Source organism: Micrococcus sp. GPGPB33 (genome assembly GCF_037853785.1).
GTDB lineage: Bacteria > Actinomycetota > Actinomycetes > Actinomycetales > Micrococcaceae > Micrococcus > Micrococcus luteus.
In genome coordinates, this window is record NZ_JAQMWO010000002.1 from 2,494,073 (window position 1) to 2,511,715 (window position 17,643).

Consider the following 17,643-nt stretch of genomic DNA (forward strand, 5'->3'; position numbering starts at 1 on the left):
TTTCCCGAACGACAGCGGTTCGTGGCCCGCCGTTTCCCGAACGAAAGCGGTCAGGCGGTGAGTTCGCCGTCGAAGACGAGCTCGGCCGGCCCCGAGAGGACCACGTGCTCGGCCCCCTCCGGGCCCGGCACGACATCCACGGCCAGCACGCCGCCGGGCACCTCGACGAGCCACGAGTCCGAGCCCTGGTCGCCCGACCATGCGCGCATCGCCACAGCCGCCGCGCACGCGCCCGTCCCGCAGGACTGGGTCTCGCCCACCCCGCGCTCGTGCACGCGCATCCGCACGCGGCCGACGCTCTCGCGCACGAGCGGCTCGTGCGCGGCCACGAACTCGACGTTCGTCCCGTGCGGCGGGGCGGGGTCCACCTCGGGGGCGCGGCCCAGGTCCAGCCCCTGCAGGTCGGCGAAGGAGGCCAGCGGGACCACGGTGTGGGGGTTGCCCATCGAGATGCTCAGCGCCGGACGCGGATCGGTGAGGCCGTGGGCGAGGACCATCGAGTCCGACGCCGCCTCCTCCGCCAGCTCGGGGTCGAGGTACGACCAGGGGCCCATGTCGATCGCGTAGCCGTGCTCGAGCCGGGTCACGGCCTTCACACCGGCGCGCGTGCCGATGGTGATCGCCCGGCCGGGGGCCAGGTCCACGAGGCCCTTCTCGACCAGGAAGTGCACGAAGACGCGCACCCCGTTGCCGCACATCTCGGCGATCGAGCCGTCGCCGTTGCGGTAGTCCATGAACCACTCGGCCTCGGGGTGCTCGGCGAGCAGCGCCGCACCCTCCGGCAGACGCGCGGACCGCACGGCGCGGATGACGCCGTCGGCGCCGATCCCCCGGTGCCGGTCAGCCAGCCGTGCGACGCGCTGAGCGTCGAGCTGCGTGTTGCCGTCCGGGTCGGCGATCAGCACGAAGTCGTTGCCCGTGCCATGGCCCTTCGTGAACGGCACGCGCGGCGCGCTCGCGTGGAGGGGGTCCTGGGCGGCGGGCGCCGCGGGCTGCTCGGTCATGGGCCCAGTCTAGGTGGCGTCCCCGGCGACGACGGCGAGCGCCTCCGCCACGATGTCCTCGCCCTGCGCGTCGAGCCAGACGACGCGTGGGTCGGCCCGGAACCAGGTCTCCTGGCGTCGGGCGAACCGGCGCGTGGCCACGACGGTCTGCTCGGCCGCCTCCGCCTCGGTGAGCTCGCCGTCGAGGACGGCGAGCATCTGGGCGTAGCCGATCGCGCGGGACGCGGTCGGTCCCTGCCGCAGCCCGTCCGGCCCGGGGACGTCGAGGCGGCGGACCTCGTCCAGCAGACCCTCGGCCAGCATGCGCTCCACCCGGGCCGCGATCCGCTGGTGCAGCTCGGCCCGGTCCAGGCGCAGGCCGAGCTGCACCACGGGGGCGACCTCCGGGGCGTACGTGCGCTCCGGCATGAACGCGGAGAACGGACGGCCCGTCAGCCGGCACACCTCCAGCGCGCGCACGATGCGGCGAGCGTCCTGCAGCCGCTCCGCCGAGACCGGGTCCAGGGCGGCCAGCTCGGCCCTCAGCCCGGCCAGGCCCTCCCGCTGCGCGCGCGCCTCCAGCTCGGTCCGCAGCGCCGGGTCCGTGGGCGGGAAGTCGAGCACGTCCAGCGCCGCCCGCACGTACAGCCCGGAGCCGCCCACGAGGATCGGGGTCCGACCCCGCGCGCGGATCTGGTCGAACAGGTCGCGGGCCGCGGACTGGAAGGCCGCCACCGAGGCCTCCTGGCCGACGTCGAGCACGTCCAGCAGATGGTGCGGGACGCCCTCGCGTTCAGCCGGGGTGACCTTCGCCGTGCCCACGTCCATCCCCCGGTAGAACTGCAGGGCGTCCCCGTTGACCACCTCGCCGTCCAGCGCGTGCGCCAGGGCGACGGCGAGGGCGGACTTGCCCGTCGCCGTCGCCCCGACGACGGCGACGACGGGCGGCCGGGCCGCGGCGGCGGGCATCAGGACCGCGGGCGCAGGGTCGGCATGCCGAGGCTCGTGGCACCGGAGCCGCCCGCCGTGCCGGGGGCCGGCGCGCCGCACGATTCGGCCTGGGCGCGGTCCCACGCATCGCCGGCGCGGGAGCGGCGCAGGACGTAGTCCTGTGCGGTCGGGTCGGCGACGGCGAAGAACGGGTGGGCCTCGGTGACCGTCACGGTGACGAAGTCGCCGGGGCGGGGGTCTCGGCGCCGGCGGGCACGGAGAAGTGCACGAGCCGGTTGTCGGGTGCGCGCCCGGACAGGCGGCCGCGCTCCGCGGCCTTGGAGCCGGAGTCGGCGGTGACGAGCAGCTCCTGGCGGGTGCCGACGAGCGTGGCCATCTCCTCGGCCGAGATCCGGTCCTGCAGGGCCACGAGGCGCTCGAAGCGCTCCTGGACGACGGCCTTGGGCACCTGGTGGTCCATCTCCCCGGCGGGGGTCCCGGGGCGGATGGAGTACTGGAAGGTGAACGCGGAGGAGAAGCGGGAGGCCTCGACCACGCGCATCGTCTCGGCGAAGTCCTCCTCGGTCTCCCCGGGGAAGCCGACGATGATGTCCGTGGTGATGGCGGCGTGCGGGATGCGCTCGCGCACCTTCTCCAGGATCCGCAGGAACTTCGCGGACCGGTAGGAGCGGCGCATGTCCTTGAGCACCTTGTCCGAGCCCGACTGCAGGGGCATGTGCAGCTGCGGCATGACGTTGGGGGTCTCGGCCATCGCGTCGATGACGTCGTCCGTGAACGCGGCCGGGTGGGGGCTGGTGAAGCGGACGCGTTCGAGGCCCTCGATCTCCCCGCACGCGCGCAGCAGCTTGGCGAACGCGCCGCGGTCGCCGAACTCGACGCCGTAGGTGTTCACGTTCTGGCCCAGCAGCGTGACCTCGACGGCGCCGGCGTCGACGAGCGCCTGCACCTCGGCGAGGATCTCCCCGGGGCGGCGGTCCTTCTCCTTGCCGCGCAGCGACGGGACGATGCAGAACGTGCACGTGTTGTTGCAGCCCACGGAGATGGACACCCAGCCGGAGTGGGTGGAGTCGCGCTTGGTGGGCAGGGTGGAGGGGAACACCTCGAGCGACTCGAGGATCTCGATCTCGGCCTCGGCGTTGTGGCGCGAGCGCTCCAGCAGCACGGGCAGGGAGCCGATGTTGTGGGTGCCGAAGACGACGTCCACCCACGGGGCCCTGCGCTGGATGGCGGCCTGGTCCTTCTGGGCGAGGCACCCGCCGACGGCGATCTGCATGCCCGGGTGCGCGTCCTTCACCGCACGCAGGTTGCCGAGGTTGCCGTACAGGCGGTTGTCCGCGTTCTCGCGGACCGCGCACGTGTTGAAGACCACGAGGTCGGCCTGGGCGTCCTCGGCGACCGGGGCGTAGCCGGTGGACTCGAGCAGGCCGGAGATGCGCTCGGAGTCGTGCACGTTCATCTGGCAGCCGAAGGTGCGGACCTCATAGGTCAGGCCCTCGTGCGGGCGCGCGGCGGCGCCGTCCTGCGCGAGCGGGGTGGTGCGGGGGGTGGGGTCCGTCAGAGTCACCGCACCATTCTAGGAACTCCGGGCGCGGCCCGGGTCCGCTCACTCCTCGTGCTCGGCGAGGACCTCCTTCACGACGGCGAACGCGAGGCCGCCGCCGTAGCCCTTGCGTCCCAGCATGCCGACGAGGCGGCGGGTCACCTTGTCCCGCTCGGCCCGGGCCTCCGGCGAGGCACCGCCGGGGACGGTGCGGCCCCGCAGCCGTCGGCGCACGAGGTCGAGGGCGGCGGCCCGTTCGTCCTCGCCGTCGATGGCCTCGAGCGCCTCGGCGGCGATCTCCCGGTCCACGCCCTTCTGCTGGAGCTCGTGCCCGAGGGCACGGCGCGCCAGGCCCTTGCTTCGGTGACGGCTGCGGACCCAGACCTCGGCGAAGGCGGCGTCATCCACGAGGCGCACCTCCTCGAAGCGGTCGAGGACGCGCTCGATCAGCTCGGGCTCGGCCTGGCGCTCGGCGAGCTTGCGTTCGAGCTGGCCGCGGGAGCGGGGGCCCAGGGCGAGCTGGCGCAGGACGACCTCGCGTGCGGCCTCCTCGCGCTCACGCGGTGCGGTGGGCAGGGGCGCCGGGCCGGGGCGACGTCGGGGGCGGTCGGTCTCGACGGCGGGGCGGGGATCCACGGCCGGGCGTCCCTCGTCGCGAGGACGGCCACGCCGCGGGGGCGTGGTGGCCCGCTTCCGGCCCCGGCGCTCGATGTCCGCCCGGGTGTCCTCGCGCCCGGACCAGGGCAGCGCACGGGGCCCGGCGCCGGGCGCGGGACTGGGCAGATCGCTCGCGCGAGTCAGCAGGGCCCCGAGATCCGGTGCCGCGCCGGGGGCGGGATCCGAGCCGTCCCCCGCGGGGGTTCCGGCGTCGCGCGCGGGCACGGCGTCCCGCGCGGCGTCCGCGTCGGACGACGTCGGCTCCGGTGCGCCGGCCAGGTCGAGCCACATCCGGCCCACGTCCGAGTCCCGGGCGTCGTCGAACGCGGACGCACCGGAGGCGGAGCCGCTCCGGCCGGTCGTCTCCGACCGGTGGGCGGCCCCGCCTCCGACGTTCCTGCGCGATCGGGTCATCCGGCCGCGGTGTCCCCCGGAACCGCGGTCAGGGCCGGGGCCTCGTCGTCCTCGGCCTCCGGGGCCACGCCGATGCCGAGCTTCGTGAGGATGCGCTCCTCGATCTCGTTGGCGAGGTCCGGGTTGTCCCGGAGGAAGCGACGGGCGTTCTCCTTGCCCTGCCCGAGCTGGTCCCCGTCATAGGTGAACCACGCGCCGGACTTCTTGACGATGCCCTCCTCGACACCCATGTCGATCAGGCCGCCCTCGCGGGAGATGCCGACCCCGTAGAGGATGTCGAACTCGGCCTGCTTGAAGGGCGGGGCCATCTTGTTCTTGACGATCTTCACGCGGGTGCGGTTGCCGACGGGGTTGCCGGCCTCCTTGAGGGTCTCGATGCGGCGGACGTCGATGCGCACGGACGCATAGAACTTGAGCGCCTTGCCGCCCGTGGTGGTCTCCGGGGAGCCGAAGAACACGCCGATCTTCTCGCGCAGCTGGTTGATGAAGATGGCCGTGGTCTTGGTCTGGTGCAGGCGGCCGGTCACCTTGCGCAGCGCCTGGGACATGAGGCGGGCCTGCAGGCCGACGTGGGAGTCGCCCATCTCGCCCTCGATCTCGGCGCGCGGGGTCAGCGCGGCCACGGAGTCGATGACGACGATGTCCAGGGTGCCCGAGGAGACGAGCATGTCCATGATCTCCAGGGCCTGCTCGCCGGTGTCCGGCTGGCTGACCAGCAGGGCGTCCGTGTCCACCCCGAGCTGGCGGGCGTAGACCGGGTCCAGGGCGTGCTCCGCGTCGATGAAGGCCGCGATGCCGCCGTTGCGCTGCGCGTTGGCCACCGCGTGCAGGGCCAGGGTGGTCTTGCCCGAGGACTCCGGGCCGTAGATCTCCACCACGCGGCCGCGCGGCAGGCCGCCGATGCCCAGGGCCACGTCCATGGCCACCGAGCCCGTGGGGATGACCTCGACGGGTGCCTGGGTCTGGTCCCCCAGCCGCATGACGGAACCCTTGCCGAACTGCTTGTCGATCTGGGCGAGAGCGGCCTCGAGGGCCTTCTCGCGATCCGTCACCTTGCTCATCCTTCACCCCTAGCTCTGGTGGTGCTGCCGCGGACGCTGGAGCGCCCGCCTCGGTCATGTCCGTGAATCTACGGGGGGCGGCGGACACGATAAGCGTGGCCGGCCCCGCCTGTGCACGAGATCACCCCGTCGCACTGCTGTGCAGGACTCTACCGCATTCTTCGAACACGTGTTCGAACAGGGGCAGTGCCCCGCCAGCGCGTCGCGGCGTCAGCGTTTCGGCGGCACGTCCCGACCGAGACGCCGCTCCTGGGGGATCTCATGCAGGTCGCAGACCGCCAGCCAGACCCGCCGCGGGTCCACGCCGGCGGCGAGCGCCGCCGTCGCGGTGGTGTCCAGGCCGGGCAGGTGCAGGGAGTCGGCCACGAGGCCGGCCCGGGCGGGGCCGAACTCCTCGTCCATCAGCCGGCGGAACTCGCTCTCGCGCACGGGCGGTCCTCTCTGTGGTCGGTCGCGGGGTCAGGGACGGGGACGCAGACGGCGCGGGCGCCCCGAGACGGGGCGCCCGCGCCGTGGGTGTGGCGGGGTCAGCGGCCGGCCAGCGAGCCCAGGCTGGGGTCCGTGAGGTCGTCCGGCAGGGTGTCCGGGACGACCATGCCCTCCTGCTCCACGAGCCGGTCCGAGACCTCCCGCAGCAGGTAGGACAGCGGGATGTCCAGCGCCTGGCAGATCGAGGCCAGCAGCTCGGAGGAGGCCTCCTTCTGGCCGCGCTCCACCTCCGACAGGTAGCCGAGCGAGACACGGGCGTCGTGCGAGACCTCGCGCAGGGTGCGGCCCTGGAGCTGCCGGACGTCGCGCAGGACGTCGCCGATCTCGTGGCGGAGGAGGGGCATGCTGCGCTCCTTGATGTCGGGGGCGGCCGCGCGGGGACGGGGCTGGTCATCGACCCAGCGCGTGATTCCGTGGGAATGGACGGGATGTCGCATCATGTCTATCGCCTGCTCCTGGACTTTTCCTGAAGGGCGCCGGGCCGCGGGCCTGATCCCGCCGGGGCACTCTTCTTGACTCGTTACATTCAACGTCGGGCGGGGTCGCGTTCATTCCCGAGACATGGTCTCCTCCGCCGTCGGGCCCTCGGCGGCCCCGTCGCCCTCGTGCCGCTCCGAGCGCCGATGTCGTTCCCGCAGGGAGTACGTGGCGTTCCGGATGCGGTCGGAGTCGTCCAGGCTCGAGCCGACGGCCCCGGCCATCGTGCCCATCGACGCCGCGAGCCACACGAGCCGCACGTAGTCGCGCACGCCGCCGGGCTGGTCGAGCTCCTCCTCCAGATACTCCACGGGGATGATCATGAGCGCGACCAGCAGCAGCGTGACGAAGAGCAGCACGTAGACGACGGTGCAGGCCAGACCGACGGTGAGCACGGTGGAGAGGTTGTCCAGCCGCGAGCTGTGCCGGTGGGTCGCACCGTGCGTCCACAGGCCGTTCGTGGTGACCAGCCACGCCACCAGCAGCACCACGGACAGCACGCTGACCGCCGCGAGCCGCACCGGGGACATCACGCTGGAGAGCACCCAGATGGAGCCGAAGAACACGCCGTAGGCACCGGCCGCGCTGGCCGAGGCGATCGTGAACGTCATGTCCCGCGGCATGAGCAGCGGCCGGTTGGCCATCACCATCCCGGCCAGCAGACGCAGCGTGCCCGTCCAGCCCTTCACGTACACCGTGGACGTGCGCCGGGACCCGCCGCCCATCCGGGTGGTCGTGGTCACGTCCGCGTCGACGTCGACCAGGGGGGCGATGCCCCGCAGTGCGGCCGTGTCGGGCTCGGGGGGCTCGTCCGTCGGGGACGGGCCGTCGTCCTCCTCCACCTCGCCGGACTCGTCGGAGGACTGCACGTCCAGCTCCCCGTCCGGCGGGTCCACGTGGGGGGCGGTGTCGATGTGCTCGACGATCCGCAGCACCGTCTCCCGCAGCCGGCGGGCCGGGGTGATGACCCCCAGCGCCGGGACGCACACGACGCCGACCCGCAGCTGCGGCACGACGTCCGCCACCACGCCGCGCCGGTCGTCGAACCGGGGCAGGTCGACGACGGCGACCACCGTGTCCCATCCCTGCCCGTCTGCGAGGGAGCGGACCGGCTCCTCCAGGACCATGCCCCCGGTCGCACCGACCGGCAGCGACTCCTGCCGCGTCTCGACCCGCCAGCCGCCGGGCTGCGGCAGGCGTTCGTCGAGCCGGTCCTCGACGTCCCCGGCGATGCGGCGCACGAGAGCCCACGGGGTGCCCGGGTCGGCCACGAGGCCGATGACGCGGGGGCCCGGGGCGTCGTCGCCGTCCTGCGGTGCATGCTCGGGCGGGGTGGGAGGCGATGCGGTCTCCATCGCGCCGAACCTACGCGGCGGGGCGGGCCGGCACCAGGGACGGGGCGCCGAGGCGGGTCGGTCGGCGCCCCCATGCAGCCTCAGTGGCCGGGGCCGGCGAGCAGGTGCGTCAGGGCCTGCAGCGCCGCGGCGACGGTGGCCTCCCGGATCGCGGCCCGGTCGCCGTCGAGCCGGAGGAGGATCGCGGTGGCCGCGCCGTCGCGCTCGCCGCCGAGCACGTCCAACGCGTTCGCGTCCGCGTCGGGCACGGCCAGGCCGAGCCACACGGTGCCCACCGGCCGGCCCTGGTGGGGCTCGGGCCCGGCGACGCCCGTGGTGGCCACGCCGACGTCGGCGCCCAGGGCCGCCCGGGCGCCGAGGGCCATCCGTCGGGCCACGTCCGCGTCCACCGCCCCGACCCGCGTGAGCAGGTCCTCGGGCACACCCAGCAGGCCGGTCTTCACGGCGTTCTGGTAGGCCACCACGCCACCGTGCAGCACGGCCGACGCCCCGGGGACGTCGGCCAGGCGCGCGGCCAGCAGGCCGGCGGTGAGGGACTCCCCCGTCGCCACCGTGCGGCCCGCGTGCGCGAGCGCGTGCACCACGTCCTGGGCGCCTGCCATGGTCATCGCCTCAGGCCCCCCGCTGGGCGGCGAGGGCGTCCCGCCGCAGGACCCACGCGTCCTTGACGTACTCCAGGCCGGTCAGCACCGTCAGCACGGTGGCGGCCCCGATGACCACCCAGCCGGCCCACGGCCACCAGCCGCCCACGACCGGGGCCAAGGGCAGGAGCAGCAGGCCGATGCCCACGGTCTGCAGCACGGTCTTGAGCTTGCCGCCGCGGCCGGCCGGCATCACGCCGTAGCGGATCACCACGAAGCGCATCAGGGTGATGCCCCATTCGCGCACCAGGATCACGATGGTCACCCACCACCACAGCTCCCCCAGCAGGGAGAACAGCACGAGGGCCGTGCCCGTGAGCAGCTTGTCCGCGATGGGGTCCGCGATCTTGCCGAAGTCGGTGATCAACCCGCGGGCGCGGGCGATGTCCCCGTCGAGCTTGTCGGTGTACATGGCCGCCGCGAACAGCGCCAGCGCGAGCCACCGGGCGACGAGCGAGTCACCGCCCCACGGCCCGCCGACCCACAGCGCCCAGGCGAAGAAGGGCACCATCAGGATGCGCACCGAGGTCAGGATGTTCGGCAGGTTCCAGGCGGACACGCGCTGCGCCCCGCCCGCCGCGCTCATCTGCCCGTCAGCTGCCACGCGTCCTCCGATCCCTCATCATCGTCCTCGTCGTTCCAGTCCACGGCGGCCGGGCGCGAGTCCAGGTCCTCCTGCACCAGGTCGCGCGGAGCGGCCGACGCCGAGGCGTCGCCGTCGCCGGTTCCGGCCGAGGCGTCGCCGTCGCCGGAGGTGGCCGAGGGCGGGGTGTCTCCGGAGATGGTGGCGAGCACGTCCGCGAGGTCGTCGGGCTTGACCAGCACGTCGCGGGCCTTGGAGCCCTCGGAGGGGCCCACGACGCCGCGGGACTCCATGAGGTCCATGAGGCGGCCGGCCTTCGCGAAGCCCACCCGCAGCTTGCGCTGCAGCATGGACGTGGAGCCGAACTGCGTGGTGACCACGAGTTCGACGGCCTGCAGGAGCAGGTCCAGGTCGTCGCCGATGTCCTCGTCGATGACCTTCTCGGTCTTCTCGGGGATCACGTCCGCGCGGTACTGGACCTGCATCTGCGACTTCACGTGCTCCACGACGGCGTGGATCTCGGACTCGTTGACCCACGCCCCCTGCACGCGCATGGGCTTGGACTTGCCCATCGGCAGGAACAGGGCGTCGCCCTGGCCGAGCAGCTTCTCCGCGCCGGGCTGGTCCAGGACCACGCGGGAGTCCGTGACCGACGACGTCGCGAACGCCATGCGCGAGGGCACGTTGGCCTTGATCAGGCCCGTGACCACGTCCACGGACGGCCGCTGCGTGGCGAGCACGAGGTGGATGCCGGCCGCACGGGCCAGCTGGGTGATGCGCACGATCGCGTCCTCGACGTCGCGCGGGGCGACCATCATCAGGTCCGCGAGCTCATCCACGATGACCAGCAGGTACGGGTACGGGCGCAGCACGCGCTTGGAGTCCGGCGGCAGCTTCACCTGGCCGGCCCGGACGGCCTTGTTGAAGTCGTCCACGTGCTTGTAGCCGAACGCCGCGAGGTCGTCGTAGCGGGTGTCCATCTCCTTGACGACCCACTGCAGCGCCTCGGCCGCCTTCTTCGGGCTCGTGATGATCGGGGTGACCAGGTGGGGCACGCCCTCGTACGCGGTGAGCTCGACGCGCTTGGGGTCCACCATCACCATGCGCACCTCGTCCGGGGTGGAGCGCATGAGGATCGAGGTGATCATCGAATTCACGAACGAGGACTTGCCGGCGCCGGTGGCGCCCGCCACGAGCATGTGGGGCATCTTCGCGAGGTTGGCCACCACGTAGCCGCCCTCCACGTCCTTGCCGACGCCCATCACCATCGGGTGGTCGGTGCGCTGGGCGGCCTGCGAGCGCAGGACGTCGCCGAGGGCCACGACCTCCTTGTCCGTGTTGGGGATCTCGATGCCGATCGCGCGCTTGCCCGGGATGGGGCTGAGGATCCGCACGTCCGAGGAGGCCACCGCGTACGCGATGTTCTTCTCCAGCGCCGTCACCTTCTCCACCTTGGTGCCGGGGGCGACCTCGACCTCGTAGCGCGTCACCGTCGGCCCGCGGGAGAACCCGGTGACCTGGGCGTCCACCTTGAACTCGGTGAACGTGGTGGTCAGCGCGGCGACGACCCGGTCGTTGGCCTCGGAGCGCTCCTTCGGCTGGGGCCCGGCCGGGAGCAGGGCCGACTGCGGCAGCGTGTAGGACACGTCCCCGCCCAGCTCGGACTGGGTGCCGCGGGCCGGCTCGGCGGTCACCGGCGGCACCGGCGCGGGGGTGCTGGCGGGCACGGCGGAGGACGACGACGGTGCGGCGGCCCCGGAGCCCTGACGTGGGGCGTCGTCCAGGGCGAACGGGGTGTCCTCCCCCGCGTCCTCCTCCGGGGCTGCGGCGGCCGGGGCGGCGGCCTCGCGCTGGGCGCGGGCGTGCTCGCGGACCTGCTCGAGGGCACGGTCCGCGGCCGTGGGCCGGCGCACTCCGGCGGGCGGCTGCGGCTCGGCGTCCGCGTCCTCGGGCGCGTCGTCCTCGTCCACCCACGGGTCGAAGTCGTCCGAGGCGTCCCGGCCCGCGTCCCGCGCGTCCGCGGCGGCCTGCTCGGAGTCGAACACGCCCTGCTCCCCGCGAGCGGCTCGCCGGGGGCGGGCCGGGGCAGGACCTGGGTGGTCTCCGCCTCGGGGGCGGCGTGGGAGCCGACCTCGGCCTCGTGGATCACCGGGGAGTCGTAGGCGGTGCTGGCGGTGTGCTCCGGGGCGGCGTCGGCGGCCTGCTCCTCGCGTGCCCGGCGCCCGCCGAACAGGCGCGCGAACAGGCCGGGGCGGGAGGCCCCGGCGGCGTGGGCGCCGGCGGCCGGGCCGTCCAGGTAGGACTGGTCGTGGTCCGGGTGGGTGCGCCCGGTCTCCGCGTCCACGGAGAGCGGGGCGGCGAGGTCCTCGGCCTCGCGGCGCTCCTCACGGGCCCGGCGCCGCTCGGCACGGCGGGCGGCCCGCTGTTCGGAGGCGCCCTCGGGGTCCTGGCCCGTGAGCCAGTCGTAGCCGCCCGCGATCCGCTGCGGGATCGAGCCGACGGGCGTCGCGGTGAGCACGAGCACCGAGAAGAAGGCCAGCAGGATCATGAGGACCCAGACGGGCACGGGTGTCAGCAGGGAGGCCAGCGGCGCCGTCGCGAGGTAGCCGACCATGCCCCCGGCGCCGAGCATGTCCTCGAAGGCGTCGGCGGCCGAGGGCACGCCGCCCACGAGGTGGGCGATGCCGGAGCCCGCGACCGTGGCCATGAGCAGGCCGATGATGATGCGCCCGTTGGCGCGATGGTCCGTGGCGTGGCGGAAGCAGCGCACGGCCACGACGAGCAGGGCGATCGGCACCAGGAGGGCGAACCACCCGACGGTGCCGCCCACCACCCCGTGCACCACGCGGCCGACGGCGGTGCCGCGCAGGCCCCACCACTCCACGGCCGCGATCAGCGCGGCGAGCAGCAGCAGGACCAGGCCGGTGCCGTCACGGCGTTCCTCGCGGTCGATGCGCACGTCCGGGCCGAGCTTGCGGAAGCCGGCGCCGACCGGCGTGGCCAGCCCCATCCACAGGGTGTGCAGGGCGCGCAGGGGCGCGGCGGGCCGGTCGGCCTCGGGGACGGTCGCGGTCGACCCCTTCCGTCCGGAGCCTCGGCGTCCGGCGGAGCCGGAGCGGGACGTGGCGGAGGAGGACGACGAACGCGTGGGGGAAGTACGGGTCGCCATGCCCACCAAACTACCGCGAACCGCGGACACGGCAGGCATGGCGACCCGGAGGGGTCAGGCCTCCAGGACCACCGGGATGATCATCGGGCGGCGGCGCAGCTTGCGGTTGACCCACGTGCCGACGGTCCGGCGGACCACCTGCTGGAGCTGGTGGGCGGTGTGGTCCTTGCTGGACTGCACGGCCTCCTCGAGCGCCCGGACGATCTTCGGCTTGATCTCCTCGAACACCTTCTCGTCCTCGGCGACGCCGCGGGCGTGGACGTCCGGGCCGGACACGATCGCGCCGGTCTGCCGGTTGACCACGGTGATGATCGAGAGGAAGCCCTCCTCGCCCAGGACACGGCGGTCCTTGAGGTCCGAGTCGGAGATCTCGCCCACGGAGGAGCCGTCCACGTACACGTAGCCGCACTCCACCTCGCCGACGACCTTCACGAGACCGTCGGTCATGTCCACCACGGTGCCGTTGCCGGCCAGGATGACGTTCTCGGCCGGCACGCCGGTCTTCTCCGCGATCCGGCCGTTGGCGATCAGGTGGCGGGTCTCGCCGTGCACCGGCATCACGAACTCGGGCTCGACGATGTTGTAGCAGTACAGCAGCTCGCCCTCGGAGGCGTGGCCGGAGACGTGCACCTTGGCCATGCCCTTGTGCACCACGGTCGCGCCGAGCTTCATGAGCCCGTTGATCACGCGGAACACGGAGTTCTCGTTGCCCGGGATCAGCGAGGAGGCCAGCACGACGAGGTCGCCCTCCTCCAGCTGCACCTGGTGGTCGCCGTTGGCCATCCGGGACAGGGCCGCCATCGGCTCGCCCTGGGAGCCGGTGACCATCAGCACGATCTCGTCGTCGCGGTACTTGTCCACCTTGCGGATGTCCACGAGGATCCCGTTCGGCACGTTGAGGTAGCCGAGCTTCGCCGCGATGGTCATGTTGCGGATCATGGAGCGCCCGCCGAAGGCCACCTTGCGACCGTGCTTGTGGGCGGCGTCGAGGACCTGCTGCACGCGGTGCACGTGGGAGGAGAACGAGGCCACCACGATGCGGCGCTTCGCCGTGGCGAAGTAGCGCTCGAGGGTGGGGCCGATCTCCGCCTCCGTGGTGGTGAACCCCGGGACCTCGGCGTTCGTGGAGTCGGTCATGAACAGGTCCACGCCCTCCTCGCCGAGACGGGCGAAGGCGCGCAGGTCCGTGATGCGGCCGTCGAGCGGCAGCTGGTCCATCTTGAAGTCGCCGGTGTGCAGGATGGTGCCGGCGTCCGTGTGGATGGCGACGGCGAGCGCGTCCGGGATCGAGTGGTTCACGGCCACGAACTCGCACTCGAACGGGCCGAACTCGACGATGTCGTCTTCCTTGACCACGCGGGTGCGCGGCTTGATCCGGTGCTCCTCGAGCTTGGCCTCGATCAGGGCGAGCGTCAGCTTGGAGCCGATCACGGGGATGTCGTCGCGCAGGCGCAACAGGTACGGCACGGCGCCGATGTGGTCCTCGTGGCCGTGGGTCAGGACGATGCCGACGACGTCGTCCACGCGGTCCCGGATGTAGTCGAAGTCCGGCAGGATCAGGTCGACGCCGGGCTGGTGCTCCTCGGGGAAGAGGACGCCGCAGTCGACGATGAGGATCTTGCCGTCGATCTCGAAGGTGACCATGTTGCGGCCGACCTCCTCGAGGCCGCCCAGCTGGACGATGCGGCAGGTGCCCCGCTTGAGCTTGGGCGGGGTGGACAGGCGGGTGCCTGCGGTCATGGAACGGGTCCCTTCTAGAAGGTGATGCCGGCCTCCGCGAGGTCGGCTCGGATGACGGAGAGCTCGTCCCGCGTGGCCTGGACGAGGGGCAGCCGCACGGCTGCGGACGGGATGACGCCCTGGGCGGCGAGGACGGCCTTCGCGGCCACCGCGCCCTGGACATGGGTCATGATGCCGCGCTGGACGGGGTCCAGCGCGAAGTGGTGATCACGGGCACCGGCCAGGTCGCCTGCGTGGACGGCGTCCACGAGCTGGCGGTACAGCTCGGGGGCCGCGTGCGCGGCCACCGAGACGACCCCCACGGCGCCGAGCGCCATGAGCGGCAGGGTCGCGCCGTCGTCGCCGGAGTAGAGGTCGAGGTCCGTGTGCGCCAGGACGGTCGTGGTGGACTGCAGGTCCCCCTTCGCGTCCTTGAGCGCACGGATGTTGGGATGCTGCGCGAGCGCGATCAGCGTCTCGGGCTCGATCGGCATCACGGAGCGGCCCGGGATGTCGTAGAGCATGATCGGCAGGTCCACGCCGTCGGCCACGGTCTCGAAGTGCGCGCGGATGCCGGCCTGGTTGGGCTTGTTGTAGTACGGGGTGACGAGCAGCAGCCCGTCCACGCCCGTCTCGGCCGCGCGGCGGGACAGCTCGAGGGTGTGCGCCGTGTCGTTGGTGCCGGTGCCGGCCACGACCCTGGCGCGGTCCCCCACGGCCTCGACGACGGTGCGGAACATCGCCACGTTCTCGTCGTCCGTGAGCGTGGAGGTCTCGCCGGTGGTGCCGGTGACCACGAGGCCGTCGGCCCCGCGGTCCACCAGGTGCTCGGCCAGCGCGGCGGCCGCCTCGAGGTCCACGGCGCCCTCGTCCGTCATGGGGGTGACCATGGCGGGCACGACCGTGCCGAAGAGCAGCTCGGAGGGGATGACGGCGGAACGGACGGCACTCATGGGCCCCACCCTACCTGCGAGACTGGGGGCCCGCGCCGTCCGTGGCCCCTCCGCGACGCGCGGCGACCCGAGAGGAGCCCGCCCTGCGTCCCGCCCCGCCCCCCGCCGCCGTCCGCCCGGACCGGCCCGCGCGTCGCCGGCTGCCCGGCGTCGACGCGGCCCGCGCGATCGCCCTGCTCGGCATGATCACCGTCCACGTCCTCGACCCGGTGACGGCGGACGGGGCGCCGCACCCGGCGTTCCTGTGGTTCGCCGGACGCGCCTCGGTGCTGTTCGTCCTGCTGGCCGGAGTCGGGCTGGCCCTGTCCACGGGGGGCGCGACGCCGGCCACGGGGGTCCGGCGCGCGGCGCTGCGCCGCCGGATCGCCCGACGGGCGGGCCTGCTGTTCGTGCTCGGGCTCGCGTGCGGGACGCTCGGCGTCCCCGTGGCCGTCATCCTGTGCCACTACGCCCTGCTCTTCCTGCTCGCGCTGCCCCTGCTGGGCCTGCGCGCCCGCGCCCTGGGCCTGATCGCGGGGGCGTGGCTCGTGCTCGGGCCGGTGCTGGTGTTCGCGGTGGTCGCGGCCGCGCAGGCCGCCGTGGGGCGTCAGGAGTTCTTCGTGGGCGGGCGGCTCTGGCTCTCCCCCGGCCCCGCGGACCTGCTGCGTCCCGGGCTGCTGCTGGCCGATCTCACGGTCACGGGCTACTACCCCGTCCTGTCCTGGGGCGCGTTCCTCGTGCTGGGGCTGGCCCTGGGGCGGCTGCCGCTGGACCGTCGCCGCGTGGCCGCCGGGATCCTCGGCGGCGGGGCCACGGCGTGGGCGGCGGCCGGCGTCGTCGGTGCGGCGGTGCTGCGGGCCCCGGGCACGGTCGGGCGGGTCGCCGCGGCGATCGGCACGGACCCGGTCGAGACGGCGCTCACGCTGCGCACGGGCGAGCCGCGGCTCGCGCTGCTGATCCCGGATCCGCTGTGGCTCGCCCTGCCGACCCCGCACTCCGGGTCCGTGGTGGCCGCCGTGCTTGCGGCGGGCTGGGCCTGCGCCGTGCTGGGCGCCTGCCTGCTGGCCCGGCCGCTGGTCGGGCACGCCGCGCTGCGCCCGCTCGTGGGTGCGGGGCGCATCCCGCTCACGCTCTACGTGGGGCACCTCGTGGTGCTCGCGCTCGTGGACGCGACCGGACTCGATCCGGCCGACGGGGCGCTGCTCACCGCCCTCGTCGTGCTGAGCCTCGCGGCCGGGCTGGCCGCCGAGCTCAGCGGCCGACGGGGTCCGCTCGAAGCCGTGATGGCCCGGCTCTCCCGGACGGGTGGGGAACGGGCCGTCGGAGGGCGCTGAGCGACGCGTGGGCCGCGTCAGCCGGCGCGGTGCAGGCGGACGGCCTCCCGGGCCGCCTCGCGGGCGCGGCGGCGGTCGCCCGAGGCGTCGTAGGCCAGGGCGAGGCGGTAGCGGGCGCGCCAGTCGCGCGGTGCGGCCTCGGCCTCCACGCGGTACAGCTCGAACTGGGCGTCGGCGGCCTCCCGGTCGATCCGGCCGCCGGGCGAGCGCGGCAGGTCGTCCTCCGGCAGCCCGCCCTCGGCCTCGAGCTGGTCGGCCAGGCGTTCGGTCTGGCGCCCGAACCACACCTCGCGGGCCAGGACGGCCACGGTCACCAGCACCACGAGGATGACGCCCGCGCCGATCGCCTTGGCCAGTGGCTGCGGGGCGCGCACCAGCGCGACGGACGCGTTGAGGGCGAACCCGGCGAACAGCAGCACGAGCAGGCACACGAAGCCGACCCACACCTTGCTCATCACGGTCGAGCGGCGGGCACGGACGGCGGGCGCGGGCGGGCCCACGGCGCCGTCGTCGGGGGTGCGGGAGGGCTCAGCCAAGGTCCAGGTATCCGTCCAGTCCATAGGTCAGACCCGGGCGGGAGGCCACGGTCCGCAGGCCGAGGACGACGCCGGGCATGTAGGCCCCGCGGTCGAACGCGTCGTGCCGGACCACGAGCTGCTCGCCCGGCCCGCCCAGCAGCACCTCCTGGTGCGCCTCCAGGCCGCGCAGGCGCACCGCGTGCACGTGCACGCCGTGGACGACGGCGCCGCGCGCGCCGTCCGGGTCGTGCTCGGTGGCGTCCGGGGAGACGGGCACGCCGGCCGCGTCCCGGGCCGCGCCGATGAGCTCGGCGGTCCGCACGGCCGTGCCCGACGGGGCATCCACCTTGTCCGGGTGGTGCAGCTCGACGAGCTCGACGGACTCGAAGTACCGCGCCGCCTGCGCGGCGAACGCCGAGGCCAGCACCGAGCCGACCGAGAAGTTCGGGGCGATCAGCACGCCCACCCCCGGGTGCTCAGCCAGCTGCGCCTCGAGGCGCTCGCGGCGCTCGGGCACCCAGCCCGACGTGCCGACGACCGTGTGCAGCCCGTGCTCCACGGCGAAGGCCACGTTCTCGGGCGAGGCGTCCGGGACCGTGAGGTCCAGGACGTGGGTGGCGCCGGCGTCGAGCACCGCGTCCAGGCGGTCCTGCGAGCCGAGCTCGGCCACGAGCTCCAGCCCCTCGGCCGCTCGCACCGCGGGCACCGCGTGGCGGCCCATGCGGCCACGGGCGCCCAGGATCGCGACGCGCGGGACGTCGTCGGGAGCGGACACGGCGGAGGGGTGCGGGTCTCGGTCATGGCCTCCAGCCTACGCGGC

General features: G+C 73.9%; 15 protein-coding genes and 2 pseudogenes. 1 reads left to right on the forward strand and 16 read right to left on the reverse strand.

All coding sequences use genetic code 11. The features are described 5' to 3' along the window. Positions 1–50: 50 nt before the first annotated feature. The 14 genes and pseudogenes from dapF to dapA all read right to left on the reverse strand — a co-directional run bounded on the left by dapF (position 51) and on the right by dapA (position 14,992). Positions 51–1,004 (reverse strand): diaminopimelate epimerase, encoded by a 954-nt coding sequence (gene dapF / locus POD19_RS11810; protein WP_020628157.1) that lies wholly within the window; start codon positions 1,002–1,004, stop codon positions 51–53. 9 nt (positions 1,005–1,013) lie between these two features. Then, positions 1,014–1,952, reverse strand: a complete 939-nt coding sequence (gene miaA, locus POD19_RS11815; protein ID WP_222959099.1) for a tRNA (adenosine(37)-N6)-dimethylallyltransferase MiaA — start codon at positions 1,950–1,952, stop codon at positions 1,014–1,016. Then, positions 1,952–3,498 (reverse strand): annotated as a pseudogene (gene miaB, locus POD19_RS11820) (tRNA (N6-isopentenyl adenosine(37)-C2)-methylthiotransferase MiaB). Before miaB ends, miaA begins: the two are co-directional and overlap by 1 nt. A 39-nt stretch (positions 3,499–3,537) precedes the next feature. Further along, positions 3,538–4,545: a regulatory protein RecX gene (locus tag POD19_RS11825; protein ID WP_136939827.1), complete on the reverse strand. Its 1,008-nt coding sequence runs from the start codon at positions 4,543–4,545 to the stop codon at positions 3,538–3,540. Beyond that, on the reverse strand, positions 4,542–5,606 hold the full coding sequence (gene recA, locus POD19_RS11830) for a recombinase RecA (protein WP_070708704.1): 1,065 nt from the start codon (positions 5,604–5,606) through the stop codon (positions 4,542–4,544). Before recA ends, POD19_RS11825 begins: the two co-directional genes overlap by 4 nt. Before the next feature lie 210 nt (positions 5,607–5,816). Continuing rightward, positions 5,817–6,035: a DUF3046 domain-containing protein gene (locus POD19_RS11835; RefSeq protein WP_002856506.1), complete on the reverse strand. Its 219-nt coding sequence runs from the start codon at positions 6,033–6,035 to the stop codon at positions 5,817–5,819. A 98-nt stretch (positions 6,036–6,133) separates the two neighbouring features. After that, on the reverse strand, positions 6,134–6,535 hold the full coding sequence (locus tag POD19_RS11840; RefSeq protein ID WP_036315027.1) for a helix-turn-helix domain-containing protein: 402 nt from the start codon (positions 6,533–6,535) through the stop codon (positions 6,134–6,136). 108 nt (positions 6,536–6,643) lie between these two features. Then, the gene (locus POD19_RS11845) at positions 6,644–7,927 is read right to left on the reverse strand and encodes a hypothetical protein (protein ID WP_102708367.1); all 1,284 of its coding nucleotides are present in this window, start codon (positions 7,925–7,927) and stop codon (positions 6,644–6,646) included. Positions 7,928–8,007: 80 nt separating this feature from the next. After that, on the reverse strand, positions 8,008–8,529 hold the full coding sequence (locus POD19_RS11850; protein WP_169577768.1) for a CinA family protein: 522 nt from the start codon (positions 8,527–8,529) through the stop codon (positions 8,008–8,010). Between the two features lie 10 nt (positions 8,530–8,539). Beyond that, the gene (locus POD19_RS11855) at positions 8,540–9,154 is read right to left on the reverse strand and encodes a CDP-alcohol phosphatidyltransferase family protein (protein ID WP_044658592.1); all 615 of its coding nucleotides are present in this window, start codon (positions 9,152–9,154) and stop codon (positions 8,540–8,542) included. After that, positions 9,151–10,857: pseudogene (locus POD19_RS13065) on the reverse strand (DNA translocase FtsK); the annotation flags it as partial. The gene POD19_RS11855 and the pseudogene POD19_RS13065, both read right to left, overlap by 4 nt. Beyond that, positions 10,842–12,359: a DNA translocase FtsK 4TM domain-containing protein gene (locus POD19_RS13070; RefSeq protein ID WP_445299762.1), complete on the reverse strand. Its 1,518-nt coding sequence runs from the start codon at positions 12,357–12,359 to the stop codon at positions 10,842–10,844. The pseudogene POD19_RS13065 and the gene POD19_RS13070, both read right to left, overlap by 16 nt. 15 nt (positions 12,360–12,374) lie before the next feature. Continuing rightward, positions 12,375–14,060: a ribonuclease J gene (locus POD19_RS11865; protein ID WP_078026116.1), complete on the reverse strand. Its 1,686-nt coding sequence runs from the start codon at positions 14,058–14,060 to the stop codon at positions 12,375–12,377. Positions 14,061–14,074: 14 nt separating this feature from the next. Next, on the reverse strand, positions 14,075–14,992 hold the full coding sequence (dapA, locus tag POD19_RS11870; protein WP_078026115.1) for a 4-hydroxy-tetrahydrodipicolinate synthase: 918 nt from the start codon (positions 14,990–14,992) through the stop codon (positions 14,075–14,077). 41 nt (positions 14,993–15,033) lie between these two features. Here dapA and POD19_RS11875 point away from each other — a divergent pair, with 41 nt between their 5' ends. After that, a complete protein-coding gene (locus POD19_RS11875; RefSeq protein WP_078026114.1) occupies positions 15,034–16,305 on the forward strand; it encodes a heparan-alpha-glucosaminide N-acetyltransferase domain-containing protein in 1,272 nt (423 codons plus the stop codon). Positions 16,306–16,322: 17 nt separating this feature from the next. On the opposite strand, the gene POD19_RS11880 is transcribed toward POD19_RS11875, so the two are convergent. Together POD19_RS11880 and dapB are read right to left on the reverse strand one after the other, a co-directional pair. Continuing rightward, positions 16,323–16,841 (reverse strand): hypothetical protein, encoded by a 519-nt coding sequence (locus tag POD19_RS11880; RefSeq protein WP_044658599.1) that lies wholly within the window; start codon positions 16,839–16,841, stop codon positions 16,323–16,325. Further along, positions 16,834–17,544, reverse strand: a complete 711-nt coding sequence (gene dapB / locus POD19_RS11885; RefSeq protein ID WP_340309517.1) for a 4-hydroxy-tetrahydrodipicolinate reductase — start codon at positions 17,542–17,544, stop codon at positions 16,834–16,836. Before dapB ends, POD19_RS11880 begins: the two co-directional genes overlap by 8 nt. Between the last annotated feature and the right edge of the window lie 99 nt (positions 17,545–17,643).